20 protein-coding genes are annotated in these 18,477 nt (G+C 47.1%); 6 read left to right on the top strand and 14 right to left on the bottom strand.

Going from position 1 to position 18,477, the window contains the following annotated elements:
• Positions 1-411 precede the first annotated feature (411 nt).
• Entirely contained in the window at positions 412-1,641 is a 1,230-nt protein-coding gene (gene sigC / locus IQ257_RS09350) for an RNA polymerase sigma factor SigC (RefSeq protein ID WP_193877994.1), read from the top strand.
• A gap of 80 nt (positions 1,642-1,721) precedes the next feature.
• Here the strand turns inward: sigC and IQ257_RS09345 are convergent, their stop codons facing one another.
• Positions 1,722-2,714, bottom strand: a complete 993-nt coding sequence (locus tag IQ257_RS09345; RefSeq protein WP_193878003.1) for a peptidoglycan-binding domain-containing protein — start codon at positions 2,712-2,714, stop codon at positions 1,722-1,724.
• A gap of 227 nt (positions 2,715-2,941) precedes the next feature.
• The gene (locus IQ257_RS09340) at positions 2,942-3,118 is read right to left on the bottom strand and encodes a hypothetical protein (RefSeq protein WP_193878005.1); all 177 of its coding nucleotides are present in this window, start codon (positions 3,116-3,118) and stop codon (positions 2,942-2,944) included.
• Positions 3,119-3,438: 320 nt separating this feature from the next.
• On the opposite strand from IQ257_RS09340, the gene IQ257_RS09335 reads away from it, so the two are divergent.
• Positions 3,439-4,092: an SH3 domain-containing protein gene (locus tag IQ257_RS09335; RefSeq protein ID WP_193878007.1), complete on the top strand. Its 654-nt coding sequence runs from the start codon at positions 3,439-3,441 to the stop codon at positions 4,090-4,092.
• Between the two features lie 75 nt (positions 4,093-4,167).
• Here IQ257_RS09335 and IQ257_RS09330 read toward each other — a convergent pair whose 3' ends face one another.
• The 5 genes from IQ257_RS09330 to yidC form a co-directional block, all read right to left on the bottom strand.
• A complete protein-coding gene (locus tag IQ257_RS09330; RefSeq protein ID WP_228060561.1) occupies positions 4,168-4,668 on the bottom strand; it encodes an SH3 domain-containing protein in 501 nt (166 codons plus the stop codon).
• A gap of 67 nt (positions 4,669-4,735) precedes the next feature.
• A complete protein-coding gene (locus tag IQ257_RS09325) occupies positions 4,736-6,250 on the bottom strand; it encodes an AAA family ATPase (protein WP_193878009.1) in 1,515 nt (504 codons plus the stop codon).
• 91 nt (positions 6,251-6,341) lie between these two features.
• Positions 6,342-6,845 carry a YceD family protein gene (locus IQ257_RS09320; RefSeq protein WP_193878037.1) on the bottom strand — a complete coding sequence of 168 codons (504 nt, stop codon included), beginning with the start codon at positions 6,843-6,845 and terminating at the stop codon, positions 6,342-6,344.
• 80 nt (positions 6,846-6,925) lie between these two features.
• The gene (locus IQ257_RS09315; RefSeq protein ID WP_193878011.1) at positions 6,926-7,420 is read right to left on the bottom strand and encodes a protein jag; all 495 of its coding nucleotides are present in this window, start codon (positions 7,418-7,420) and stop codon (positions 6,926-6,928) included.
• Positions 7,421-7,422: 2 nt separating this feature from the next.
• Positions 7,423-8,598, bottom strand: a complete 1,176-nt coding sequence (gene yidC / locus IQ257_RS09310; RefSeq protein ID WP_193878013.1) for a membrane protein insertase YidC — start codon at positions 8,596-8,598, stop codon at positions 7,423-7,425.
• A gap of 64 nt (positions 8,599-8,662) precedes the next feature.
• Here yidC and IQ257_RS09305 point away from each other — a divergent pair, with 64 nt between their 5' ends.
• Entirely contained in the window at positions 8,663-8,809 is a 147-nt protein-coding gene (locus tag IQ257_RS09305; protein WP_193878015.1) for a hypothetical protein, read from the top strand.
• 102 nt (positions 8,810-8,911) lie between these two features.
• On the opposite strand, the gene IQ257_RS09300 is transcribed toward IQ257_RS09305, so the two are convergent.
• The 4 genes from IQ257_RS09300 to IQ257_RS09285 form a co-directional block, all read right to left on the bottom strand.
• Positions 8,912-9,304, bottom strand: a complete 393-nt coding sequence (locus IQ257_RS09300) for a PH domain-containing protein (RefSeq protein ID WP_193878017.1) — start codon at positions 9,302-9,304, stop codon at positions 8,912-8,914.
• A complete protein-coding gene (gene rnpA, locus IQ257_RS09295; protein ID WP_193878019.1) occupies positions 9,294-9,689 on the bottom strand; it encodes a ribonuclease P protein component in 396 nt (131 codons plus the stop codon). The genes IQ257_RS09300 and rnpA overlap by 11 nt, the downstream gene beginning before the upstream one ends.
• A gap of 76 nt (positions 9,690-9,765) precedes the next feature.
• The gene (gene rpmH, locus IQ257_RS09290; protein ID WP_193878021.1) at positions 9,766-9,903 is read right to left on the bottom strand and encodes a 50S ribosomal protein L34; all 138 of its coding nucleotides are present in this window, start codon (positions 9,901-9,903) and stop codon (positions 9,766-9,768) included.
• Positions 9,904-10,069: 166 nt separating this feature from the next.
• Complete coding sequence (locus IQ257_RS09285; RefSeq protein WP_193878023.1) at positions 10,070-10,603, bottom strand: DUF2808 domain-containing protein; 534 nt, start codon at positions 10,601-10,603, stop codon at positions 10,070-10,072.
• Positions 10,604-11,603: 1,000 nt separating this feature from the next.
• Between IQ257_RS09285 and IQ257_RS09280 the strand changes: the two genes are divergently transcribed.
• From IQ257_RS09280 to IQ257_RS09270, 3 genes are all read left to right on the top strand, one after another.
• On the top strand, positions 11,604-12,749 hold the full coding sequence (locus IQ257_RS09280; RefSeq protein WP_193878025.1) for a Re/Si-specific NAD(P)(+) transhydrogenase subunit alpha: 1,146 nt from the start codon (positions 11,604-11,606) through the stop codon (positions 12,747-12,749).
• Between the two features lie 63 nt (positions 12,750-12,812).
• Positions 12,813-13,106 carry an NAD(P) transhydrogenase subunit alpha gene (locus IQ257_RS09275; protein WP_193878027.1) on the top strand — a complete coding sequence of 98 codons (294 nt, stop codon included), beginning with the start codon at positions 12,813-12,815 and terminating at the stop codon, positions 13,104-13,106.
• Entirely contained in the window at positions 13,103-14,515 is a 1,413-nt protein-coding gene (locus IQ257_RS09270; RefSeq protein WP_193878029.1) for an NAD(P)(+) transhydrogenase (Re/Si-specific) subunit beta, read from the top strand. The genes IQ257_RS09275 and IQ257_RS09270 overlap by 4 nt, the downstream gene beginning before the upstream one ends.
• A 61-nt stretch (positions 14,516-14,576) precedes the next feature.
• Here the strand turns inward: IQ257_RS09270 and IQ257_RS09265 are convergent, their stop codons facing one another.
• The 3 genes from IQ257_RS09265 to IQ257_RS09255 form a co-directional block, all read right to left on the bottom strand.
• A complete protein-coding gene (locus IQ257_RS09265; protein ID WP_193878039.1) occupies positions 14,577-16,112 on the bottom strand; it encodes a serine/threonine protein kinase in 1,536 nt (511 codons plus the stop codon).
• A 396-nt stretch (positions 16,113-16,508) separates the two neighbouring features.
• A complete protein-coding gene (locus tag IQ257_RS09260) occupies positions 16,509-16,955 on the bottom strand; it encodes a hypothetical protein (protein WP_193878031.1) in 447 nt (148 codons plus the stop codon).
• Positions 16,956-17,129: 174 nt separating this feature from the next.
• Positions 17,130-18,338, bottom strand: coding sequence for an anhydro-N-acetylmuramic acid kinase (locus tag IQ257_RS09255; RefSeq protein WP_193878033.1), 1,209 nt, complete (start codon positions 18,336-18,338; stop codon positions 17,130-17,132).
• Positions 18,339-18,477: the final 139 nt, after the last annotated feature.

The following is an 18,477-nucleotide window of genomic DNA, read 5'->3' as shown; positions in this document are numbered from 1 at the left end:
CCAGCTCCCCCGCTCTCACAAGGGAGAGGAACTTTATTTTAAAAATTTTTTCTTAGATCTGGGAAATTTTCAGGAATCGACCGGATTGGTGATGTAGATTAATACAACCTTTGACGAAAGTCACTACTGCCCATGTGGTACATCGCTTATACTATCAGCTATGAGGAGAAGCACAGTCATCCTACTAATGACAGATTTTTAGGCTTAATGCCAAAAGTCGGGTAGTGATTGAGGCTAAAGCCACACGCATAGCAGTACACACCAAGTGGGGTTCCCAAAGTAAACGGGTAACCTTTGCTGGTGAAAAAAAAGATAAGCGCTGTTATCCGGTCATCAAGGGTGGGAATTCTAGTAGTAAGTGTGACACACTCGTTATCAAGTGTTGTCATCGGTCGTAATTAAGAGATTATTATGCCAGCCACTCCTTTCTATGCCGACACGGAAATCGACCACGAGCTGCCTGTCTACAGCGAAGATCTGGAAAGACCAGTGGATGATTTGGTTGAAACGGAGATTGAAGACGCGGAGGCTGCTAGCTTTACCCAAAGTGCCAACCGCCGCACCACCGATTTGGTTCGGTTATACCTTCAAGAAATCGGTCGAGTTCGGTTACTGAGGCGAGATGAGGAAGTCTCCGAAGCCCAAAAAGTTCAGCGCCATATGCGACTGTTGGAATTGCGAACCCAGTCGGCTATGCCAGAAGATGAAACGATCACCCATTTTGTTCATCTAATAGAGACTCATGATCGTCTAGCGTCTCAATTGGGACACCGCCCCTCTTTGGAACGGTGGGCTGCTGTCGCTGGTGTCGAAGTTTCAAACCTGAAACCGATGTTGTCAGTCGGAAAGCGGCGTTGGGCAGAATTAGCTGGACTAACCGTCCAGGAGCTAGATCAAATCCAAGCTCAGGGTATCCGGGCTAAGGAACACATGATCAAAGCTAACTTACGTTTAGTGGTGTCCGTAGCCAAAAAGTATCAAAATCGCGGTTTAGAACTTCTCGATTTAATTCAGGAAGGTACTCTGGGACTGGAGCGAGCGGTTGAGAAATTCGATCCCACCAAAGGGTATCGTTTTAGCACCTACGCCTATTGGTGGATTCGTCAGGGTATCACCCGCGCGATTGCCACTCAAAGTCGTACCATTCGCTTGCCAGTTCATATCACCGAAAAACTCAACAAAATAAAAAAAGCCCAGCGTAAGATTTCTCAAGAACAAGGTCGCACGGCAACTATTGAGGATATTGCCAAAGAGTTAGAAATGGATGCGCCTCAGGTACGAGAAGTCTTGCTGCGAGTACCTCGCTCAGTTTCATTAGAAATTAAAGTGGGCAAAGAAAAAGACACCGAACTGGGGGATTTGCTCGAAACTGAGGAAACCTCTCCAGAAGAAGTCTTAATGCGAGAAGCGCTACAGCGAGATTTGCAGCAACTGCTAGCGGATCTCACTAGCCGCGAACGGGATGTGATTTGCATGCGATTTGGGTTGGGAGATGGTCATCCTTACTCATTAGCCGAAATTGGTCGCGCATTGGAACTCTCTCGTGAACGAGTGCGCCAAATTGAGGCAAAAGCCCTGCAAAAATTGCGGCAACCCAAACGTCGTAATCGCGTGCGGGATTATTTGGAAGCGTTGAGCTAGGTAGGGGCTAGAATTTCCTCCCTCGAAGAGACCGAAAATTTAGAGAACCGACTTTTCAGTCGGTTCTTTTTGCTTGAAAATCAGAAACGTGCTACCCGTGCATCCAGTCCCTGCGATCGCAAAAAATAAGAGCGGCTTTCAGCACTGGCACGACTGCGGAATGCTCCAGCATTGACAAACTTGCCTCGTCGTGAATCATCTGGACAAGCACTCGAAATGTATCGCTGTACAGATGTCAGTGTATCGCCATTACTAACAGGTACAACTACTACATAGCCAGCCCGAGCGCAGCCAGCAATTTCAGCAACGATACCCAGTGCAGCCAGTGTTTCCTGACTAGCAACACCGTTAGATAACAAACCATTGGTTATCTGAAACTGTCTAACAGCTCTCTCGGTTTGAATACCATAAACGCCATCAACAGCACCTGGATCAAACCCTTCTTGTCTCAACTTGAGTTGAAGTTCAATAACCTCTTGTCCGCGATCGCCAGGACTCAGTTCTCTGACAAAAGGCTCTTGGGTAACATCTTGGATAGGAATACCTCCTGGAATGCTGGGGGGAAGTGGAAACGTCCCTGAAGAATTGGGGGGCGGTGGCAGAGTTCCCATCAGATTAGTGGGAGGTGGCAGAGTTCCTAGGGAAACCGCCGTATTAAAGCTAGACCCAACTGTACCACCGAATAACTGTGTTCGAGTGCGCTGCCCAACAATACCATCTGGAGTCAGCCCTTTCTCTAACTGGAAGCCAATCACCGCATCCTCCGTGATTTCACCAAAATAGCCGGTGGGTTGTTCCTTGAAATACCCCAGTTCCCGCAAACGCTGCTGAACCTCAGTCACGTCTGAACCTCTACTACCTTGTCTGATCGTCTGTGCTAAGGCTTCGCCTGCAATTCCGAAAATACCGAAAATAACGACTAGTGTCAGCAGGTAAAGGCGAACGGATGTCGAAAACTTGGGTAATGTTAGCCACTCATCCAACTGCAAGCTCTCTGGAGTGGTATTCGCTGGTGCTTCGTAGGCTAGGGCAAGATCGAGATAGGCAAGGGTTTCCATAATTCTACGAGACAATTTTTAACGCTAGTTTATCAAGCAAAATTCCGTTAGGGGAGATATCTTTAATTTTTTGGAACGTCATATTATATCTTTTTTGAACTAAAAAAACCAAAGCCCTCTCAAAATTGACTTTGGTTCTCCCTGGGTCTGACCAAGTTTTTTGATGGGGTCAAACGCCTACAATTGTGTCTATCGAACCTTTAATTTCGGAAAATCATTATTTTTTGTAACAAATTTTGAGTTTAAAGTAATCCCGCTTTATCAAAGAGAACAGCAAATAGAGCTGCTATACCTGTAATTGCCAGAGCCAAAAGGGGATTTTGACCTTGGCTAACTGCAAAAGAGGTAACAACTCCTGCACCCAGTCCAGCAGTAACAAGGGCAGTTAATAGATCCTTGTTTGTATTTTTGTTGTACATTTTTGTTGAAATTGTAGTAAATGAATCCAGAGAGGCTTTCTCAAGCTACCATTCAGTTTTCATTTACTTAAGGGGTATCTAAACTATTGCAATCAAGGTTTAGATTTAGTCAACTTTCTTAACATAATGGACTCGCTGATATTTCACGAGATCCAAAGGAACGTTTTTCCTGCGGCTCTGTTATGTTCCTGATCCCCCTTGCTTTCCTCGACATCCGCACGGGCGATCGGTAAGCCGATTTGCAGTTGAGTCTTATGATTGTTTTAGTTTGCGTTTTGACTTAAAACACTCAATTAAATCAGATGAGGGGGATAAATCGCATGAAAAGGATGAACTACTGGGGCAAGCCTGTTGCTCTCTTGGTTTTTTTAGTAAGCCCTGTAGGGGGTTTAGAGGCTACTGGTGCCGTCATGACTCCCACAACTTCAGCTCCCTCTAGCGTTGCAACAGAATCAATCTCGTCCCGTGAAAAGAGCGACTTTGACTTAGCACAGGGGTTGATGGGGCAGTGCCGCGCCGCAGGGAATTCTATATTTGTCTACTCAGAACGTTCAACAGTTAATCCCATTCGAGCCTTGCAGCCAAATGAACAAGTGAAGCTGGCAGAAGAAAGCGGCAGGGCGGGTTGGATAGCCATTAGCTCTCCGATCAGCGGATTTGTCCAAGCAAAAGACCTTAAACCCTGCTCTAATGCAGGAGGCAATAGTGAAGAAGTTTCTCGTCCTTCCCCTGGTCGTTGCCGTAGAGTTGTTTATGATGGATCGGAGGGTGTGGCTATTCGTGAAAGACCGGATCAAAATGCCCCTAGAATCAGCGGCGTGTTCTTTGGAGATAGTGTAACACTCGCTAATCCCCCACAATTCAGACTCGATAGCGAAGGACGCGAGTGGGTTAGGATTGTAGCTCCGGCTGCTGGGTGGATGTCTAACGGGTTTCCTTCTACAGGAGACATTAATCTCAGAGCTTGTATCTGACGTCTGACTCCAAAAAATAAATTACCCGTAGGACACATTTTGCCTGTCAATGGCAATGATTTTGTTGGTAATTCTTTAGTTATCAACTCGTTCAATATTACCCGCTTTTACCCAACCTTCTTGTTCGCCTTCTGCCAATCGCACTTTCTGCCATTTTTTATCGTCGCTTTCTTGCAAGACAATAATTTCTTGGTTGTAAGCTACCCCACCAATACGGCTGGCTTCTAAACCAGGAGAATCTCGGAGACTTAACCCTTCGGGCCAGCTAACTTTCGCTGTATAGGCTCCTGGCGGTAATGCTGCCGTTGCTGGCGACTTACTAGGAGCTGGGCTGGGTTTAGAGGGGTTGTTCTGCGAAGATGCTTTCGGAGCCTTTACGGGTTGAGCAATCGGTTTTTCTGGCTGTTGCTCTTCGGCAAAAATGGGTCTGGGAGGGTTAACCGAAAGCTTTGTGTAGAAGTAATAGGCAGCGGCAACACTAGTACCCAGTAAGAGGGAGATACCGAGAGTAAAACCGAGGAAAAACTTAGTAATACCTGACAAACTCATAGGAAGTGGTGAGTTGTTAGAGTTCATAGTTCATGGTTCATGGTTCATCGAAATCAACAATGAACCCTACATTGTGGTTAATAGCAACAACAATCTACTGGAATTGGCGCTGAATGCGACTGCTCAAACGGCTGTCTCTAGAAGCCATACGAGCTTTGCCAGCAGCAGCCCAGTCTTTAAGGAACTGGATTTGTTCTTGCGCTGTGCGAGCTAGGGGTACAATCTGGCTGGCAGATTCCAGAATATCATCGGTGGTAAAGTCTCGGTTCTGGCTAAAGCCAATATGCATGGCTTCAATCAGGGTTTGTTCAATTTCCGCTCCTGAAAAGTCAGGAGTTTCGTAAGCCAAGCGCTCGATATCATAACTTTTGAGATTGTGAGGTCGTAGTCGAGCTAGATGGAGTTCAAAAATAGCATGGCGTTCCTCTTGGCTGGGTAAACCGACGAAGAAGATTTCATCAAACCGACCTTTCCGGAGCATTTCTGGGGGTAATGCTTGGATATTATTGGCAGTGGCGACAACAAAAACGGGCGATCGCTTTTCAGCGAGCCAACTAATAAAGGTGCCGAAGACGCGGCTGGTTGTGCCGGAATCTCCTTTAGAATCAAATCCCGAAAAAGCTTTGTCAATTTCGTCAATCCAGAGAATGCAGGGAGCCAAGGCTTCTGCAAGCTGAATCATCTGTCGGGTACGGGATTCTGATTCCCCAACTAAACCCCCAAATAGACGCCCCACATCCAACCGTAGCAGAGGGAGGTGCCAGTGATGAGCGATCGCTTTAGCGGTTAAAGATTTTCCCGTACCTTGAACGCCCACTAGCAACAAACCACGGGGATGGGGCAACCCATATTGTCTGGCACGTTCGGTAAAAGCTCCCCCTCGACGCAGCAGCCAGTCTTTCAGGTTATCCAAGCCGCCGATATCAGAAATTTGCTCGGTTGCTGGGTAAAACTCTAAAATCTGGGTTTGGCGAATCGATTGGCGTTTTTCTTCCAGAACCATTTCCACATCTTCTGGCAAAATTTGCCCATGGGCAGCGATCGCCCTAGCAAGTACCCGACGAATCCGCTCGAGGGACAGCCCCTGACAGGAACGCACCAGATCATCAAGGACTTTATCATTCGGGGATTGACCTGTAGCCGTGAGCAAGCGCTTTACTTCGGTGTTGATTTCCGATACATCAGGTAGAGGAAATTCCAGTACCGTCAGCACTTCTGTCAAATCTGAGGGGACGGCAACTTGGGGCGTCACGATGACAATATTCTTGGGTTGGGATTTTAAAAGACGCGACAGATTTTTAAGCTTACGAGAAACGGAGATATCCTCTAGAAATCGGTGAAAATCTCTTAATATAAAGATCGAAGCCGCATTTTCCGCTATTTTATCTAAAAATTCTAACGCTTGTAGCGGATTGCGGCGTCCGAACCCCTCATCATTCGGGTTGCCCTGGTAGCCGTCCACAAAATCCCAGATGTAGACGGCGCGATCGCCCGAGCGTTTTGCTGTTTGAGCGATCGCAACTTCTACTCGTTCTTCTTCCAGGGTAGGAATATAAATCAACGGATAGCGGGCACGCAGGAGCAGCTCAAACTCATCATTAAAACTCATAGCACTAGAAATTGAGCGTTAAAAATTCAAACGACACTACCATTTCCTTGCTAATTTCCCTTGGGATGATTACCCATCCGGATAAGGGAATTTATCCAGGGAGCCGCCCTTTAAGGGCTTCCAGGGCTTGCCAACGCCGATCGATTGGTTTTGTATGATCGTTTTCACTCACGTTGATTCCCAAACACTGGGGGTCACATAGCTGTCGTGGAGGAAGTTCTAAACACAGTTGTTCGTACAACCAAGTGTCTGGATAAAAATATCCCTGTGGGTGCAGTGTTTCTACCAAATCTTCCAAGGGAATTTCTTGCTCCACTGGTTCGCTATCGGGCTGATTGGCTGACTCGTCTAACCAAATGAGTTCTGATACGTCAATACTTAAACGGTGATTGTACTCTTGTAAACAGCGATGGCAGGATAAGGTGACGATTGTTTCGGCTTTAGCTGAAACCTCTATGTAAGTCCCCTGATGGGTTACTTGTAAACGCCCTCGCACTGGCATTAGTGTTTCCAAACCAGCAAGGCATTCATTCACCTGAATTACATCGGTTTGCTCGGGTAATTTGAGCAGTCCGGGAATATAAATTGCCTCCATGATGCTGATACCCTCCTCCAAACGATTCATAGCGCCGTTAGTCAGTCGCTAATGACTAGTTGTTCGGGCTGCAATGCTAACTAAGACCGCAAACAGACCACTAAACGGCGGTCTGGTTCTTGCCCCCGACTATGAGTTTCCAAATCTTCGCACTCTTTCAAAAAGGTATGAACTTGACGCCGTTCAGCAGCAGACAGAGATTTCAATTCTAACTCTTGACCCGTCTGCCGAACTTGCTGGGCAGCACGCTCGGCTAATAGCCGAAGTTCCTCTTGACGCCGGAGGCGGTAGCCGTTGAGTTCAACGGTGTAAGCCGCTTGCCCATAATCCGCCGCACCCAAATTGAGACTTGAATTCGCTAAGTACTGAAGCGCATCAATCACGACTCCATCCGGTCCAATCAAGCTTTGAATCTGTGCTTCAGTCAACGGAGTTTCATCAATAGTCAACCAATAACTGGGTTTATCGGCTTGTGAGTCATCACCATCTGTTACCTGAACCGATGTCGGTAAACTCGACAAGCGTAAAAGTTCTTCCAGCCACTGTTGACCTCGCTGCATGAGTTGATTGTTCATAACTAACTTGACGCTTTCTTCTTAGAGCGTTTGGGTTCAAATGGCAGCGCTTCTCGACCCTCCCCAGATTTTGCCTTTTCAGACCTCTCTTTTTTCTTGTCCTGTTTCTCTTGTTCTTCCATCATCTTTTGGATATTTTCTGGCAACGGTTCTCGCATCAAAATGAAGCTCTGGGCTGTCTGAAAAATATTGGCAATCACCATATACATCAGTACCCCAGCAGGCAACGGGAAGAAGAAAAACATTCCAGAAAACAAGACCGGAGTAATCTTATTGACTGTATTTTGCTGAGGGGCAGCATCGCTGGCATTCTGACCCGTGAGAATCTGGTTGACGTACAAGCTGATGCCAAAGAAGAGGATCATGCCCACGATATCCCAGTGGATGGTTCCATCGTCTTCAAAGGCACCCACGCGCCCTAGGGCATCAATGAACAAGAAGCCTTTATCGGCGGCTAGTCCTGGAAGCTTACCTTCTAAGGTGACTTCTCCTGGCTGTAGGGCTTCGAGGGTACCGTCTTCATTCAGACGAAGGAGTTCTTCCCCTTTGGTAATGTGCCAGTTCGGAATGATTTTTGTGTCTGGATACTCTGCTAACAAGGCTTTTAGGGGTTTGCCTTCAACGGTCTGAAATTCTAGTTTCGTTTTTTCACCCTCTACTAATCGGTTGCCTCCTGGTAACACGGCAGCGACGGGGGCATGAGCCCCATCAGTAAAGTAAATATTTTGCGGTTTGGTCGCAAAGGCTTGGGGTTGAATGAACTCTATTTTTTCTTGGGGAAAGATTTGAAGGTTAACAGCGTACTTAACATCTGAAAAGGGTGAACCCCGCAAAGTCGCAAACAAAGCGAACAGCACTGGCATTTGTAACAGGACGGGGAAACACCCAGCTAGGGGGTTGCCAAACTCTTTAAAAAGCTTGCTCATTTCCTCCTGCTGTTTAACCTTGTCGTCGGCATACTTGTTCTGAATTTCCTCTTGCCGCTTTTTCATGAGCGGTTGGGTGATTCGCATACGCCTCATGTTGCGAATGGAACCTGCATTGAGGGGATAGAGGGCAAAGCGAATAACCAAGGTCAGTGCCACGATAGCAAGACCATAGCTTGGCACAATCCCGTAAAAGAAATCCAGGATTGGCAACATGACGTTGTTAGAGAGAAACCCGATACCAAAATCCATTCGTATAAAGTCAACCTAGGCGTTGTAAAGTTTTCTGAATCTAATCTATCTAATATTTGTCCAAATGAGAGAATTCATTGTCAGCATCGGTCTACAGGCAGCTTCTGAATACGATCGCCTTCTCACAAGAACATTTATTGAATTCCGGCTATCTACAGGTTGCGGCGGGAGTACGGGTTCTTCGGGAGTACGGGTTCTTTTGGAAAAATAGGGACAAATACCCGTGCCGCGTCCCTTCAACGTTCAAAAAAATCCTCTTTGAATGTTGAAGCTCAACTACCCACAGTAGAGCTTTCCCGCCGATATCGATACCCTAAGCCTTTACTGAATCAAGAGGTTTGCTATTTTTGTCGGCAGCTCGTTCGGCAATATAGTCATAGATTTCACGAAACCGAGGGATGGCTCTCAATTCTAAGCGGCTATTATCCTTGAGGATGACCACAATATCTCCCCAAGCACCAATACCACGGGGAATTTTTTTAACTTTCGCGACTTCAGCATAGATAATATCGGTGCGATCGCGTCCCTGCCATCCTCCCGTCACCGTGATGCGGCGATTTGTAATTCGATAGCGTAGCCACAAGGCACGCACGATTGCACCTACGGTTAAGGGCAAGCCAATGATCGTCAATCCTACCAAAAGGTTAATAATCAGATCGCCCACATGAGGTCCGCCCTCGAAGAACGTTTCTTCTTTAATGCCCATTGACTACCTCAATTTCTACCATCAACTGCTCTAATTCTCTCAAAATTTGTGCATAATCGCACTCTAGAGCTGTCGGGCGCACTACCACCACCAGTCGCCATCCCGGTGATAGTCCTGGCAACAACTGGCGCAAAGCCGCCCGAATTTGGCGCTTAATGCGATTGCGCACCACTGCTTTTTTGCTAACTTTTTGGCTGATGGAAATGCCAATGCGGGTGGGCGGCTGCTCTTCTTCGTTCCACTTGCTTCGATTTGATCCATGTCCAGTACTGACGGGCTGACGCAGCCCCCGTAAGGTTAAATGACGCCCCGAACGCCGAATTCCTTTCTGATAAACCGCTTGAAAATCTCGCCAGTGTTTCAGTCGATTGAGTTGAGGCAACACTTCCGAGAGACTCCTAATAGCAAAATCGACCGACGATTAGTGTCGGTCGCTACAAATCGACAGCAAATCTTGCCATCTATACGCAGAGACGAAAACGTCCCCTGCTGCGACGGGCTTTAATCACAGCTCGACCGTTTTTGGTGCGCATTCGAGCTCGAAAACCCAATTTTCTTTTTTGTTTGCGGTTAGTGCCGCCTAATGTACGCTTAGTCATGAGTTAAACCTAATTCCGCTAGACATCCCATCCCTTACAGGAAAATTCGCAAGAAAGCGGGGCGGGTTTTGCCGCTTTCCCCTGACGTCACAAAGAGTCACAATCTATAATTATAGCATTTAAACAGAAAGGGAGCTTAATCGATTCCTGCTTTGGGATGAAAACGTCAACTAATCGTCAAAATCCAGGTGCCGACAGAACGAGGTAGAGGAATATCACCTGGAGTTAAGATCAAACAGTTAAAGTAGAATGTCCCGCCAAAGCGTGGATTTTTGACGTTAGAGAGGACAATTTCAACCTTATTCCCGGCTTGAATAGGTTCATCCAAATAAATTTGGATTCGGTAATTCTCTTGATCCCAGTTCACCTCAGAAAGGGGAACGGATTCGCCTTTGACACGCACCTCAATGCGGTCGGGGTCAAACTTGCCCGTATAATAATCGGGATAGGAAATGACAAACTGAGAAACCCCCAATTCCATTTTTTTGGCAGGAATCCTCAGTCGGTAACGATCCCACTGGTTCGCACGACCCCCAAAATCTAAGTAATATCTCAGGAGATTTTCCCGTTCAACACCGCTAAAGATGGTGAGTCCGGAATTGCTCTGAGCGAAACTAGTGGCAGCGATGCCAGTCAGCAAACAACCGCTAATCGCCAATGCTGAGAACAAGCGTCCCATAGAAAATTTTTTGGAAATCATAGATTTACTACTTCTGTCGGAATCAGAATCTGAACTTTTGTTACTAAATTTTACTGTTTTTGACTTTAGCAGACTTGAGTCACTAGGGGAGACGTTCGAGGCACTCCGAAAGTGCCGGGAGTTGGGAGAAGAGGCAAGGAAACCCAAAAAACTAGTGCATCTCGGCAGCAGTTTTTGACTACTTCAAGAGAGACAAGGGGGATAAAGAGGACAAGGGGGTCACTTATTTCCGCCACGCTGCACTAGAGAATTCAGTGCTACACTACATTTTCACTGACGTAGTGTTAAGGCTTGGCAATGACCTGTTTCCAATTTCCCAGAGCTTTTTGTAGCTAACTATACACACCCACTGAAAAAAACTGCTGAATCCTGCTGAGTAGTAACAATCACACGAGCAGCCATGAGATGCAAACTCGGAATTCCTAAGAGAAGTTAAAAATAGGCGTTCGGATTGCCCGATCAACATTAGTATGCAAGGAGTTATGGGCTTATCAGCCCCGTTGCGAACTGGGTCAGCTTCTGGTGTGAAATCCAAGACAAGATAATAGGAGTCTTCAGGGGGAAGTAAAGATAAAGCGACACAAGTTGTTGGTTGCAGAAACAAGAGGACATTTGCTATAGATATTTCGTTAAGGGCAAGCTAGGTTTGAACTGTGGTATGCGGAGTAAGCCTAAATACGAAGACTGAGTGAGCGATCGCACATTTTGCCAGAGGAAACACATCTTTTCCCAAGTCAGGGAACAGGGTTGAACGGTCAAAAGAAATTATATTTTCTCCTTCCCCTTTAAACCTGCATACTCTAAAAGGCAAGGCAAATGTCCGAAAGGCTCACGGCTACGCGAGATACGACTCCCCCAAATAAAATCAATCAGGGGTATTCAAAGGAACAACAGTGGACTGCAACGGCTGTCATGATTTTCAGTGCTCTCTTCAAAACTTGAAACCACTTGGGAGTCACGAATTTTTTTTGACCGTTACTACCGTTACTAAGGAGTGCTTATGAAAATAGCCCTTGTCAAAGAAATTGAAGTCGGAGAAAATCGAGTTGCCTTGATTCCTGACACAGTTGCCCGTTTAGTCAAACAGGGCTTGGAAATTTGGGTGGAAACGGGTGCTGGAGAGGGAGCGTTCTTTAGCGATCGCGCCTACGAAGAGGCGGGTGCTCAGTTAAGCTCTGATACAGCAATGCTGTGGGGTGATAGCGATGTCGTGCTAAAAGTTAGCCTGCCCAAAGAGCAGGAAATTAACCAAATGCGGGAAGGAACCACATTAATCAGCTTCCTCAACCCTTTGGGCAAACCCGAACTTGTGCAGCAACTGGCAAATTGCAAAGTAACGGCGTTTGGCATGGAGTTGATCCCCCGCACCAGCCGCGCCCAGAGTATGGATGCGCTCTCATCTCAAGCTGGCGTGGCAGGTTACAAAGCGGTACTGATTGCAGCAGCAGCGTTGCCGAAGTTTTTCCCCATGCTGACGACCGCTGCTGGCACGATTAAGCCTGCTAAAGTGTTTGTGATCGGTGCGGGTGTGGCGGGACTGCAAGCGATCGCAACTGCCCGACGCTTGGGTGCTGTCGTCGAAGCCTTTGATATTCGACCGGCGGTTAAGGAAGAAGTACAAAGCCTTGGTGCTAGGTTTGTGGAAGTCACCCTTGATGAAGATACCGTAGCTGAAGGGGGTTACGCCAAAGAAGTCTCTGAGGCATCTAAGCAGCGCACTCAGGAACTCATTGCTGAACACGTCCAACAAGCGGATATCGTGATTACCACCGCTCAGGTGCCAGGGAAAAAGGCTCCCCTACTGGTGAGTGAAGAAATGGTGCAACAGATGAAGCCGGGATCGGTGATTGTCGATCTCGCTGCCGAACAAGGAGGTAACTGTGCTGGTACTGAAGCGGGTAAAGATGTCGTGCGCCACGGGGTGACGATTATTGGTCCGATTAACTTGCCATCTTCAATGCCAGTTAATGCCAGTCAGATGTACGCCAAGAACATCTCTACTCTGCTGCAATACCTGATTAAAGAGGGTCAGTTGCAGTTAAATTTTGACGATGACATCATTGCCAGCACTTGCATCACCCATGGGGGTGAAATTCTCAACCAACGAGTCAAGGATGTCTTAGCTCAAATGAGTGCAGCGGTATAGGTTATGTTCAGGGTTCATCGCCTTTGCCAATCAACAATCAACAAATAAGGAGTTTTTCAACCTATGACAACCGCATTGATTGCGAGTTTGTTCGTCTTTGTGCTGGCATCGTTTGTGGGTTTTGAAGTAATCAACAAAGTGCCGCCAACCCTCCACACCCCTTTAATGTCTGGTGCTAACGCTATTTCTGGTATTGCCGTCATCGGCGCGTTGCTTATTGCCGGTCCGAAGGAATGGAATGTCACGGTGATTTTGGGCTTAATTGCTGTGGTGCTGGCAACTATTAATGTAGTGGGTGGTTTCTTGGTGACTGATCGGATGTTGCAAATGTTCAAGAAAAAAGAGGTGAAGGCATGACCAACTTTCTGGCGACTGGGATCGAACTAACGTATTTAGTGGCGACCTCATTATTTATCTTGGGTTTGAAAAAGTTGGGTTCGCCAGCCACCGCTCGTAATGGCAATGTGTTGGCATCGGTGGGTATGCTACTGGCAGTAGTGGCGACTTTATTGAACCAACAGGTTTTGAACTATCAAATGGTTCTAGTGGGGATTGCCCTTGGGTCAATTATCGGTGCGATCGCGGCTTATAAAGTAGAAATGACCGCCATGCCCCAGATGGTAGGTTTGCTGAATGGCTTGGGCGGTGCGGCTTCCGCACTGGTTGCGATTGGTGAATTTTGGCGCTTAATTGACGCGGGTGTAGGCGTACCTATCGGTTCCACTATTACCGTGATTCTCGGTGTCTTAATTGGTGGTGTCACTTTAACGGGTAGTTTGGTTGCTTTTGGTAAGTTGCAAGGTTTGATTGCCGGAAAACCAGTCAAATTTCCCTTGCAGCAGCCCTTTAATGCCTTGTTATTAATTAGCTTTTTGGTTTGCAGTGGTTATCTGCTCGTCACACCCGAAAATCTAACGGTCTTCCTAACAATGGTTGGGGTTTCCTCGGTATTGGGGATATTGTTCGTCCTCCCCATTGGCGGCGGCGATATGCCGGTTGTGATCTCACTGCTGAACTCGTTTTCCGGTTTAGCTGCCAGCGCAGCCGGTTTTGTGGTAATGAACGATATGCTAATTGTTGCTGGCGCGTTGGTGGGGGCTTCTGGTTTGATTTTGACCAACATCATGTGTAAAGCGATGAACCGTTCGCTCCCCAATGTGCTGTTTAGCGCCTTTGGTGGCGATGGCGGCGGGGTTGGTGGTGCTGGTGCTGTGGGTGATGGCGGCGATAAGGTTGTCCACAGCATCGGTGCTGAAGAAGGTGCAATGATGTTGGGTTATGCCCGTAACGTGGTGGTTGTTCCCGGCTACGGTATGGCAGTGGCGCAGGCACAGCACACAGTACGAGAGTTGGCAGATCAGCTTGAAAAACTGGGTGTTGAGGTAAAATATGCGATTCACCCCGTTGCCGGTCGGATGCCGGGACATATGAACGTGTTGTTGGCAGAAGCCAATGTTCCTTATTCTCAGCTCTACGACATGGATGACATCAATTCTCAATTTGATGAAACCGATGTCGCCCTGGTGATTGGTGCCAATGATGTGGTTAATCCAGCCGCCAAAAGCAACAGCAGTAGCCCGATTTACGGAATGCCTATTTTGGAAGTGGACAAAGCCAAGCACGCGATCGTGATTAAGCGAAGCATGAGTACTGGTTTTGCTGGTGTTGATAACGATCTGTTCTACAAAGACAAGACCATGATGCTGTTTGGCAGTGCCAAGGATGTCGTGGCAAACCTTGTTTCGGAAGTGAAACAACTAGCTTGATTTATGAGTTATGAATTATGAATTGAGAAATAAATTGTTTTCTTTCATTCATAATTCATAACTAACCAGAAATATCGGTCGGATAATCGGTATGAATGGCTTCTAACTTCATTAAAATTTTGGGCTTAAGTTTCTCAAACTCCTGCTTGAGAAGGCGTTTACTGAGTTGGGGCTGAGAGACTGACGGTGCTGCCTGACCAGCATTTGCCCATTGGATTAGCAATTTTCGTTGCATCGGAGCAATGGTAGAACTCATGACGGTGGCACAGCGTTCAGGTTCAGATAGAGCAAAGAACAAGATTCGGTATGAGCCATTTTCTCCTAAGATTCTCACCACTTTTTGACCGAGGGATGTTTTGAGATCGAGGTAACACGTCAGCCAACGAGCGCCATGTTCTCGGTTGTGAAGTGCTGTAATCCACAACAGCATGGGATGGGGTGAGGTTAAGAACAAAAATTGGTTATAGCGAGTACTAACTTGGCGTTTTTGAATATCTTCCTTGGTAAGCATCACCCAAAGGGTCGCTAATACTTCGCGGTTAGTGCGAATAATATGAGGAAAAACAATAGCGGCTTTCGGTTTATCTTTGGGCCAAGAAGTCCGCAGGCAAAGTTCATCGGTGGTGGGAAGGTGCTGGGTTGACGCATCTTGGACAACCGGAAATTTAGAGAGCACTTCACCAATCCGTTGCCCGAGTTGCCTTCCTTTACCGAAACGCTGTTCTAACGGTTCCAATGCCTGAAGAAGTTGTTCAATACTTTGGGGGCGATCGGCAGGCTCTTTTGCCAGACAGCTCATGACTAGATTTTCCAGAATTTTCGGCAATTTTAGGTTAGGATTCGCCGACTCAAAGGTTCTGGGAGAATCGAAGCGATGGGCTTTGTACCAGCCACCGAAAGAATGAGTTTCTCCGACAACGGGCATTTCGCCAGTGAGCATCTCAAACATCATCACTCCCAGACTGTAAATGTCGGAGCGTTTGTCAAGTTCCTTGCCCTCCATTTGCTCTGGTGAACAGTAAGCCAGAGTACCCATAAACGAGTGAGTTTGATCGCTAGTGGATTGCAGGAGTTTAGCAATACCAAAGTCGAGAATTTTGACAAGTTCGCCAAAAGAGGTGTCTTGAATAACGAGGATATTACTGGGTTTAATATCCCGGTGAATAATGGGGCTGAGTTCACCTTCAATCACAATCCCCTTGTGGGCGCATTGCAGTCCTAAACCAATTTGGCGGGCAATATTGAGAAACCGAGGTAAGGGCAAAGGTTGTGAGCGGATAATTTCGCTCAAGTTTTTGCCTTCGAGGTATTCCATGACGTAGAACGAAATCTCGTTTTCATCGACGCCATAGTCTCTGACACGCACGATATGATTGCTTTTTTCACCAAGTAGTGCACAGATGGTTGCCTCTCGCTCAAAACGAAGGCGCATTTTCTGATTTAGCAATGCTTGGGAAATAAACTTGACAGCAACAATAACACCGCCAAGTAACATATCTTTAGCTTTATAAACTTGACCCATAGCGCCTTTGCCTATCAGCTCGACAAGTTGATAGCGATTGGCGAGTATGCGACTGTCGTTAGGGTCTTTGGTCATAATTGGCTGAGTGATAGCTTGAAGATGGCGCGTTCCCATTTGACCTACAACCAAAAAGTGATGACGCCTGAACGGACATTTAGTGAGGCACTACCTCCTTCTTTCACGGTTGTAATCTAAAATTGACCATTCAGTGATAGGAAGGAAAGGAGAACCGGGCAAAATTATCCCCTTTGATCTTTTTCCTAACAACCTTGCATTCATCAGGTCAGTTAAGGTTGCAGCCGCTCACTTAAACTAGAAATGGCACTTACCTGCTTTGGTTGGGCGATTGATTGGGAATGGCTCCCCTGGCATTTCTGATTAAATTCAGCGAAACTGCCACTAGCCCATGGCTTCTAACCGTGGAGACGGCTATCTACCAAACGCTACTGATATCTAGATGTCGGACTATTACTATTCTGGCTGACGTTCCATCGTTGCTTCCATAGTGCTAGTTAGATAGTGTCCCGCCATAATGCTACTTGATAGATGGTAAGTGTTGTTATTAAGGCGATGTCTGGTTTCAAAGCCACTGCGCCTTTGGCGATCGCCCAAGACCCAATAGCGCTGCACAATGGATTCTGGAGTAACCCAACCCTCACCCTCAACCCGACCTAAGACACTGTGCTGTAAGACGAAGGTATACTGTCGTTCCCCAGCATCAAGACGCCCCCGATATTGAAACGAAATATCCTCACGCTCACTATCGGGAAAAACTAGTTTGGTGACCATTGTGAACCAGTTCTCCCGACCCCAGGCAATAATTGTCTTACCTTTGACGGCGAATAGCAGCCCATTACGCTCCAGCCAATTTCCCTGGAGTGTCCAGCGTCCCGCCTCCATTAAAAAGGTGTGAGCCACGGCGTTACCCTTTGCCTATTATCCAACATCATGTCTTTAAAATTCCCCTCATTAAAGATTAGTAATTAGCTTAAACTCCACTAATTGGCAAAATGCCATAAATGAGGATGAATAGTGTCAAGTATGTTTCAGTATAACCGGAGTTTTACAGGAGATAGAACCTGGGCTGAGAGTTTAGCCGTAGGGGGGGTGGATGTTTCCCAATACTGCTGCGACCCTAGCTCCAGTAACCTGAGGTAAATTGCCAGCAATTCCCAAAATCCGCCAGTAAGCCAAAACAGCAAAGGCGATCGCTTCTTTGAAATCCCCACTCATCCCAGCTTCATCAGTAGTTAGCACCTGCACCGATTCTAACCTGGCTTGCAGGCGTTCCTTTAAATAGAGGTTGCGGCTCCCCCCCCCACACAAAAGAACTTCCTCAGGAAGCTGGGGCAAAAAGCGGCGGTAGCTTTGTTCGATAGAGGCGACAGTGAGTTCGGTCAGGGTTGCCAGCATATCAGCCGGACTCAGATGATAACCTTGACTTTGAGCCAAACACTGTTGTAAGTAGTCCTGACCAAACAACTCCCGTCCTGTGGATTTTGGCGGTGGTGTCTGAAAAAAATCTTGCTCTAACCACTGCTGTAGCAAAGAATCGCAAATCTTACCCTGCCGCGCCCAGCTCCCCTCTCCGTCGTAGGTTTTACTGCCATTTGTAAAATATTGTACGGCTAAATCTAACAAGCTGTTCCCAGGACCGGTATCCCAACCAAAGATGCCTTCTAAGCTATTGCCCTGACGGGGAGGGAGATAAGTCACATTCCCGATACCACCAATATTTTGGATACATCGATGCTGAGTAGGCGACGAGAGCAAGTAACCATCTACCTTCGACACCATCGGTGCTCCTTGCCCTCCAGCCGCAATGTCAGCCGCCCGAAAATTACTGACGGTTTTGATAGCCGTTAGCTCGGCGATGGCTTCTCCCCGTCCCAATTGGAGACTGTATCCCAAAGAGGAGATAGGGAGATGGGAGGATAAAGTTGTTGAGGCAAAAGAATTCCCCCCCGTTTCCTTTTTTCCCTGCATCTTAGGAGGTTGATGGTAGACGGTTTGACCGTGGGAGCCAATCAGGGTAGCTGAAGTGTGGTTTTTCTGGATGGCTAGAGCGGCTTGGGCAAATTGCACAACAATCGCATCATCTAATGCTGCTAATTCTGCCATGGAGAGAGCAGCACCCGCGCAGACGTCTAGAATTTTCGCTCTGAGTTCGGGGGGGTAGGGATAGGTTTCACCCGCTACTAACTCAATTGTTAAATCCGCTTCTGAACCGGCTACCTCAACTAAAGCCGCATCAATCCCATCGACTGAGGTGCCGCTTATTAAACCAATTACGCGGGTCATAACTAAATTTTACAAGTGGGGACTTGCCAGTGGCTTTGTCAAATGTACAACAGATGACGAGCGATCGGAATTAATGGGCACAAAAAACCCCCAGTTTAAGGCTGGGGGTGAATCACCAGGGTGCATCTACCATTTCTTG

Origin of the sequence: Coleofasciculus sp. LEGE 07092, assembly GCF_015207375.1 — a bacterium.
Taxonomy (GTDB): Bacteria; Cyanobacteriota; Cyanobacteriia; order Cyanobacteriales; family Coleofasciculaceae; genus LEGE-07092.
The sequence above is the reverse complement of the archived record's forward strand: the minus strand, read 5'-3'. Positions and strand labels throughout refer to the sequence as shown.

Excerpts from the sequence above, each read along its gene's own strand:
- sigC (WP_193877994.1), top strand. The coding sequence starts at position 412 with ATGCCAGCCACTCCTTTCTATGCCGACACGGAAATCGACCACGAGCTG.
- IQ257_RS09340 (WP_193878005.1), bottom strand. The coding sequence starts at position 3,118 with ATGTACAACAAAAATACAAACAAGGATCTATTAACTGCCCTTGTTACT.
- IQ257_RS09335 (WP_193878007.1), top strand. The coding sequence starts at position 3,439 with ATGAAAAGGATGAACTACTGGGGCAAGCCTGTTGCTCTCTTGGTTTTT.
- IQ257_RS09330 (WP_228060561.1), bottom strand. The coding sequence starts at position 4,668 with ATGAACTCTAACAACTCACCACTTCCTATGAGTTTGTCAGGTATTACT.
- IQ257_RS09325 (WP_193878009.1), bottom strand. The coding sequence starts at position 6,250 with ATGAGTTTTAATGATGAGTTTGAGCTGCTCCTGCGTGCCCGCTATCCG.
- IQ257_RS09320 (WP_193878037.1), bottom strand. The coding sequence starts at position 6,845 with ATGGAGGCAATTTATATTCCCGGACTGCTCAAATTACCCGAGCAAACC.
- IQ257_RS09315 (WP_193878011.1), bottom strand. The coding sequence starts at position 7,420 with ATGAACAATCAACTCATGCAGCGAGGTCAACAGTGGCTGGAAGAACTT.
- yidC (WP_193878013.1), bottom strand. The coding sequence starts at position 8,598 with ATGGATTTTGGTATCGGGTTTCTCTCTAACAACGTCATGTTGCCAATC.
- IQ257_RS09305 (WP_193878015.1), top strand. The coding sequence starts at position 8,663 with ATGAGAGAATTCATTGTCAGCATCGGTCTACAGGCAGCTTCTGAATAC.
- IQ257_RS09300 (WP_193878017.1), bottom strand. The coding sequence starts at position 9,304 with ATGGGCATTAAAGAAGAAACGTTCTTCGAGGGCGGACCTCATGTGGGC.
- rpmH (WP_193878021.1), bottom strand. The coding sequence starts at position 9,903 with ATGACTAAGCGTACATTAGGCGGCACTAACCGCAAACAAAAAAGAAAA.
- IQ257_RS09285 (WP_193878023.1), bottom strand. The coding sequence starts at position 10,603 with ATGATTTCCAAAAAATTTTCTATGGGACGCTTGTTCTCAGCATTGGCG.
- IQ257_RS09280 (WP_193878025.1), top strand. The coding sequence starts at position 11,604 with ATGAAAATAGCCCTTGTCAAAGAAATTGAAGTCGGAGAAAATCGAGTT.
- IQ257_RS09275 (WP_193878027.1), top strand. The coding sequence starts at position 12,813 with ATGACAACCGCATTGATTGCGAGTTTGTTCGTCTTTGTGCTGGCATCG.
- IQ257_RS09270 (WP_193878029.1), top strand. The coding sequence starts at position 13,103 with ATGACCAACTTTCTGGCGACTGGGATCGAACTAACGTATTTAGTGGCG.
- IQ257_RS09265 (WP_193878039.1), bottom strand. The coding sequence starts at position 16,112 with ATGACCAAAGACCCTAACGACAGTCGCATACTCGCCAATCGCTATCAA.
- IQ257_RS09255 (WP_193878033.1), bottom strand. The coding sequence starts at position 18,338 with ATGACCCGCGTAATTGGTTTAATAAGCGGCACCTCAGTCGATGGGATT.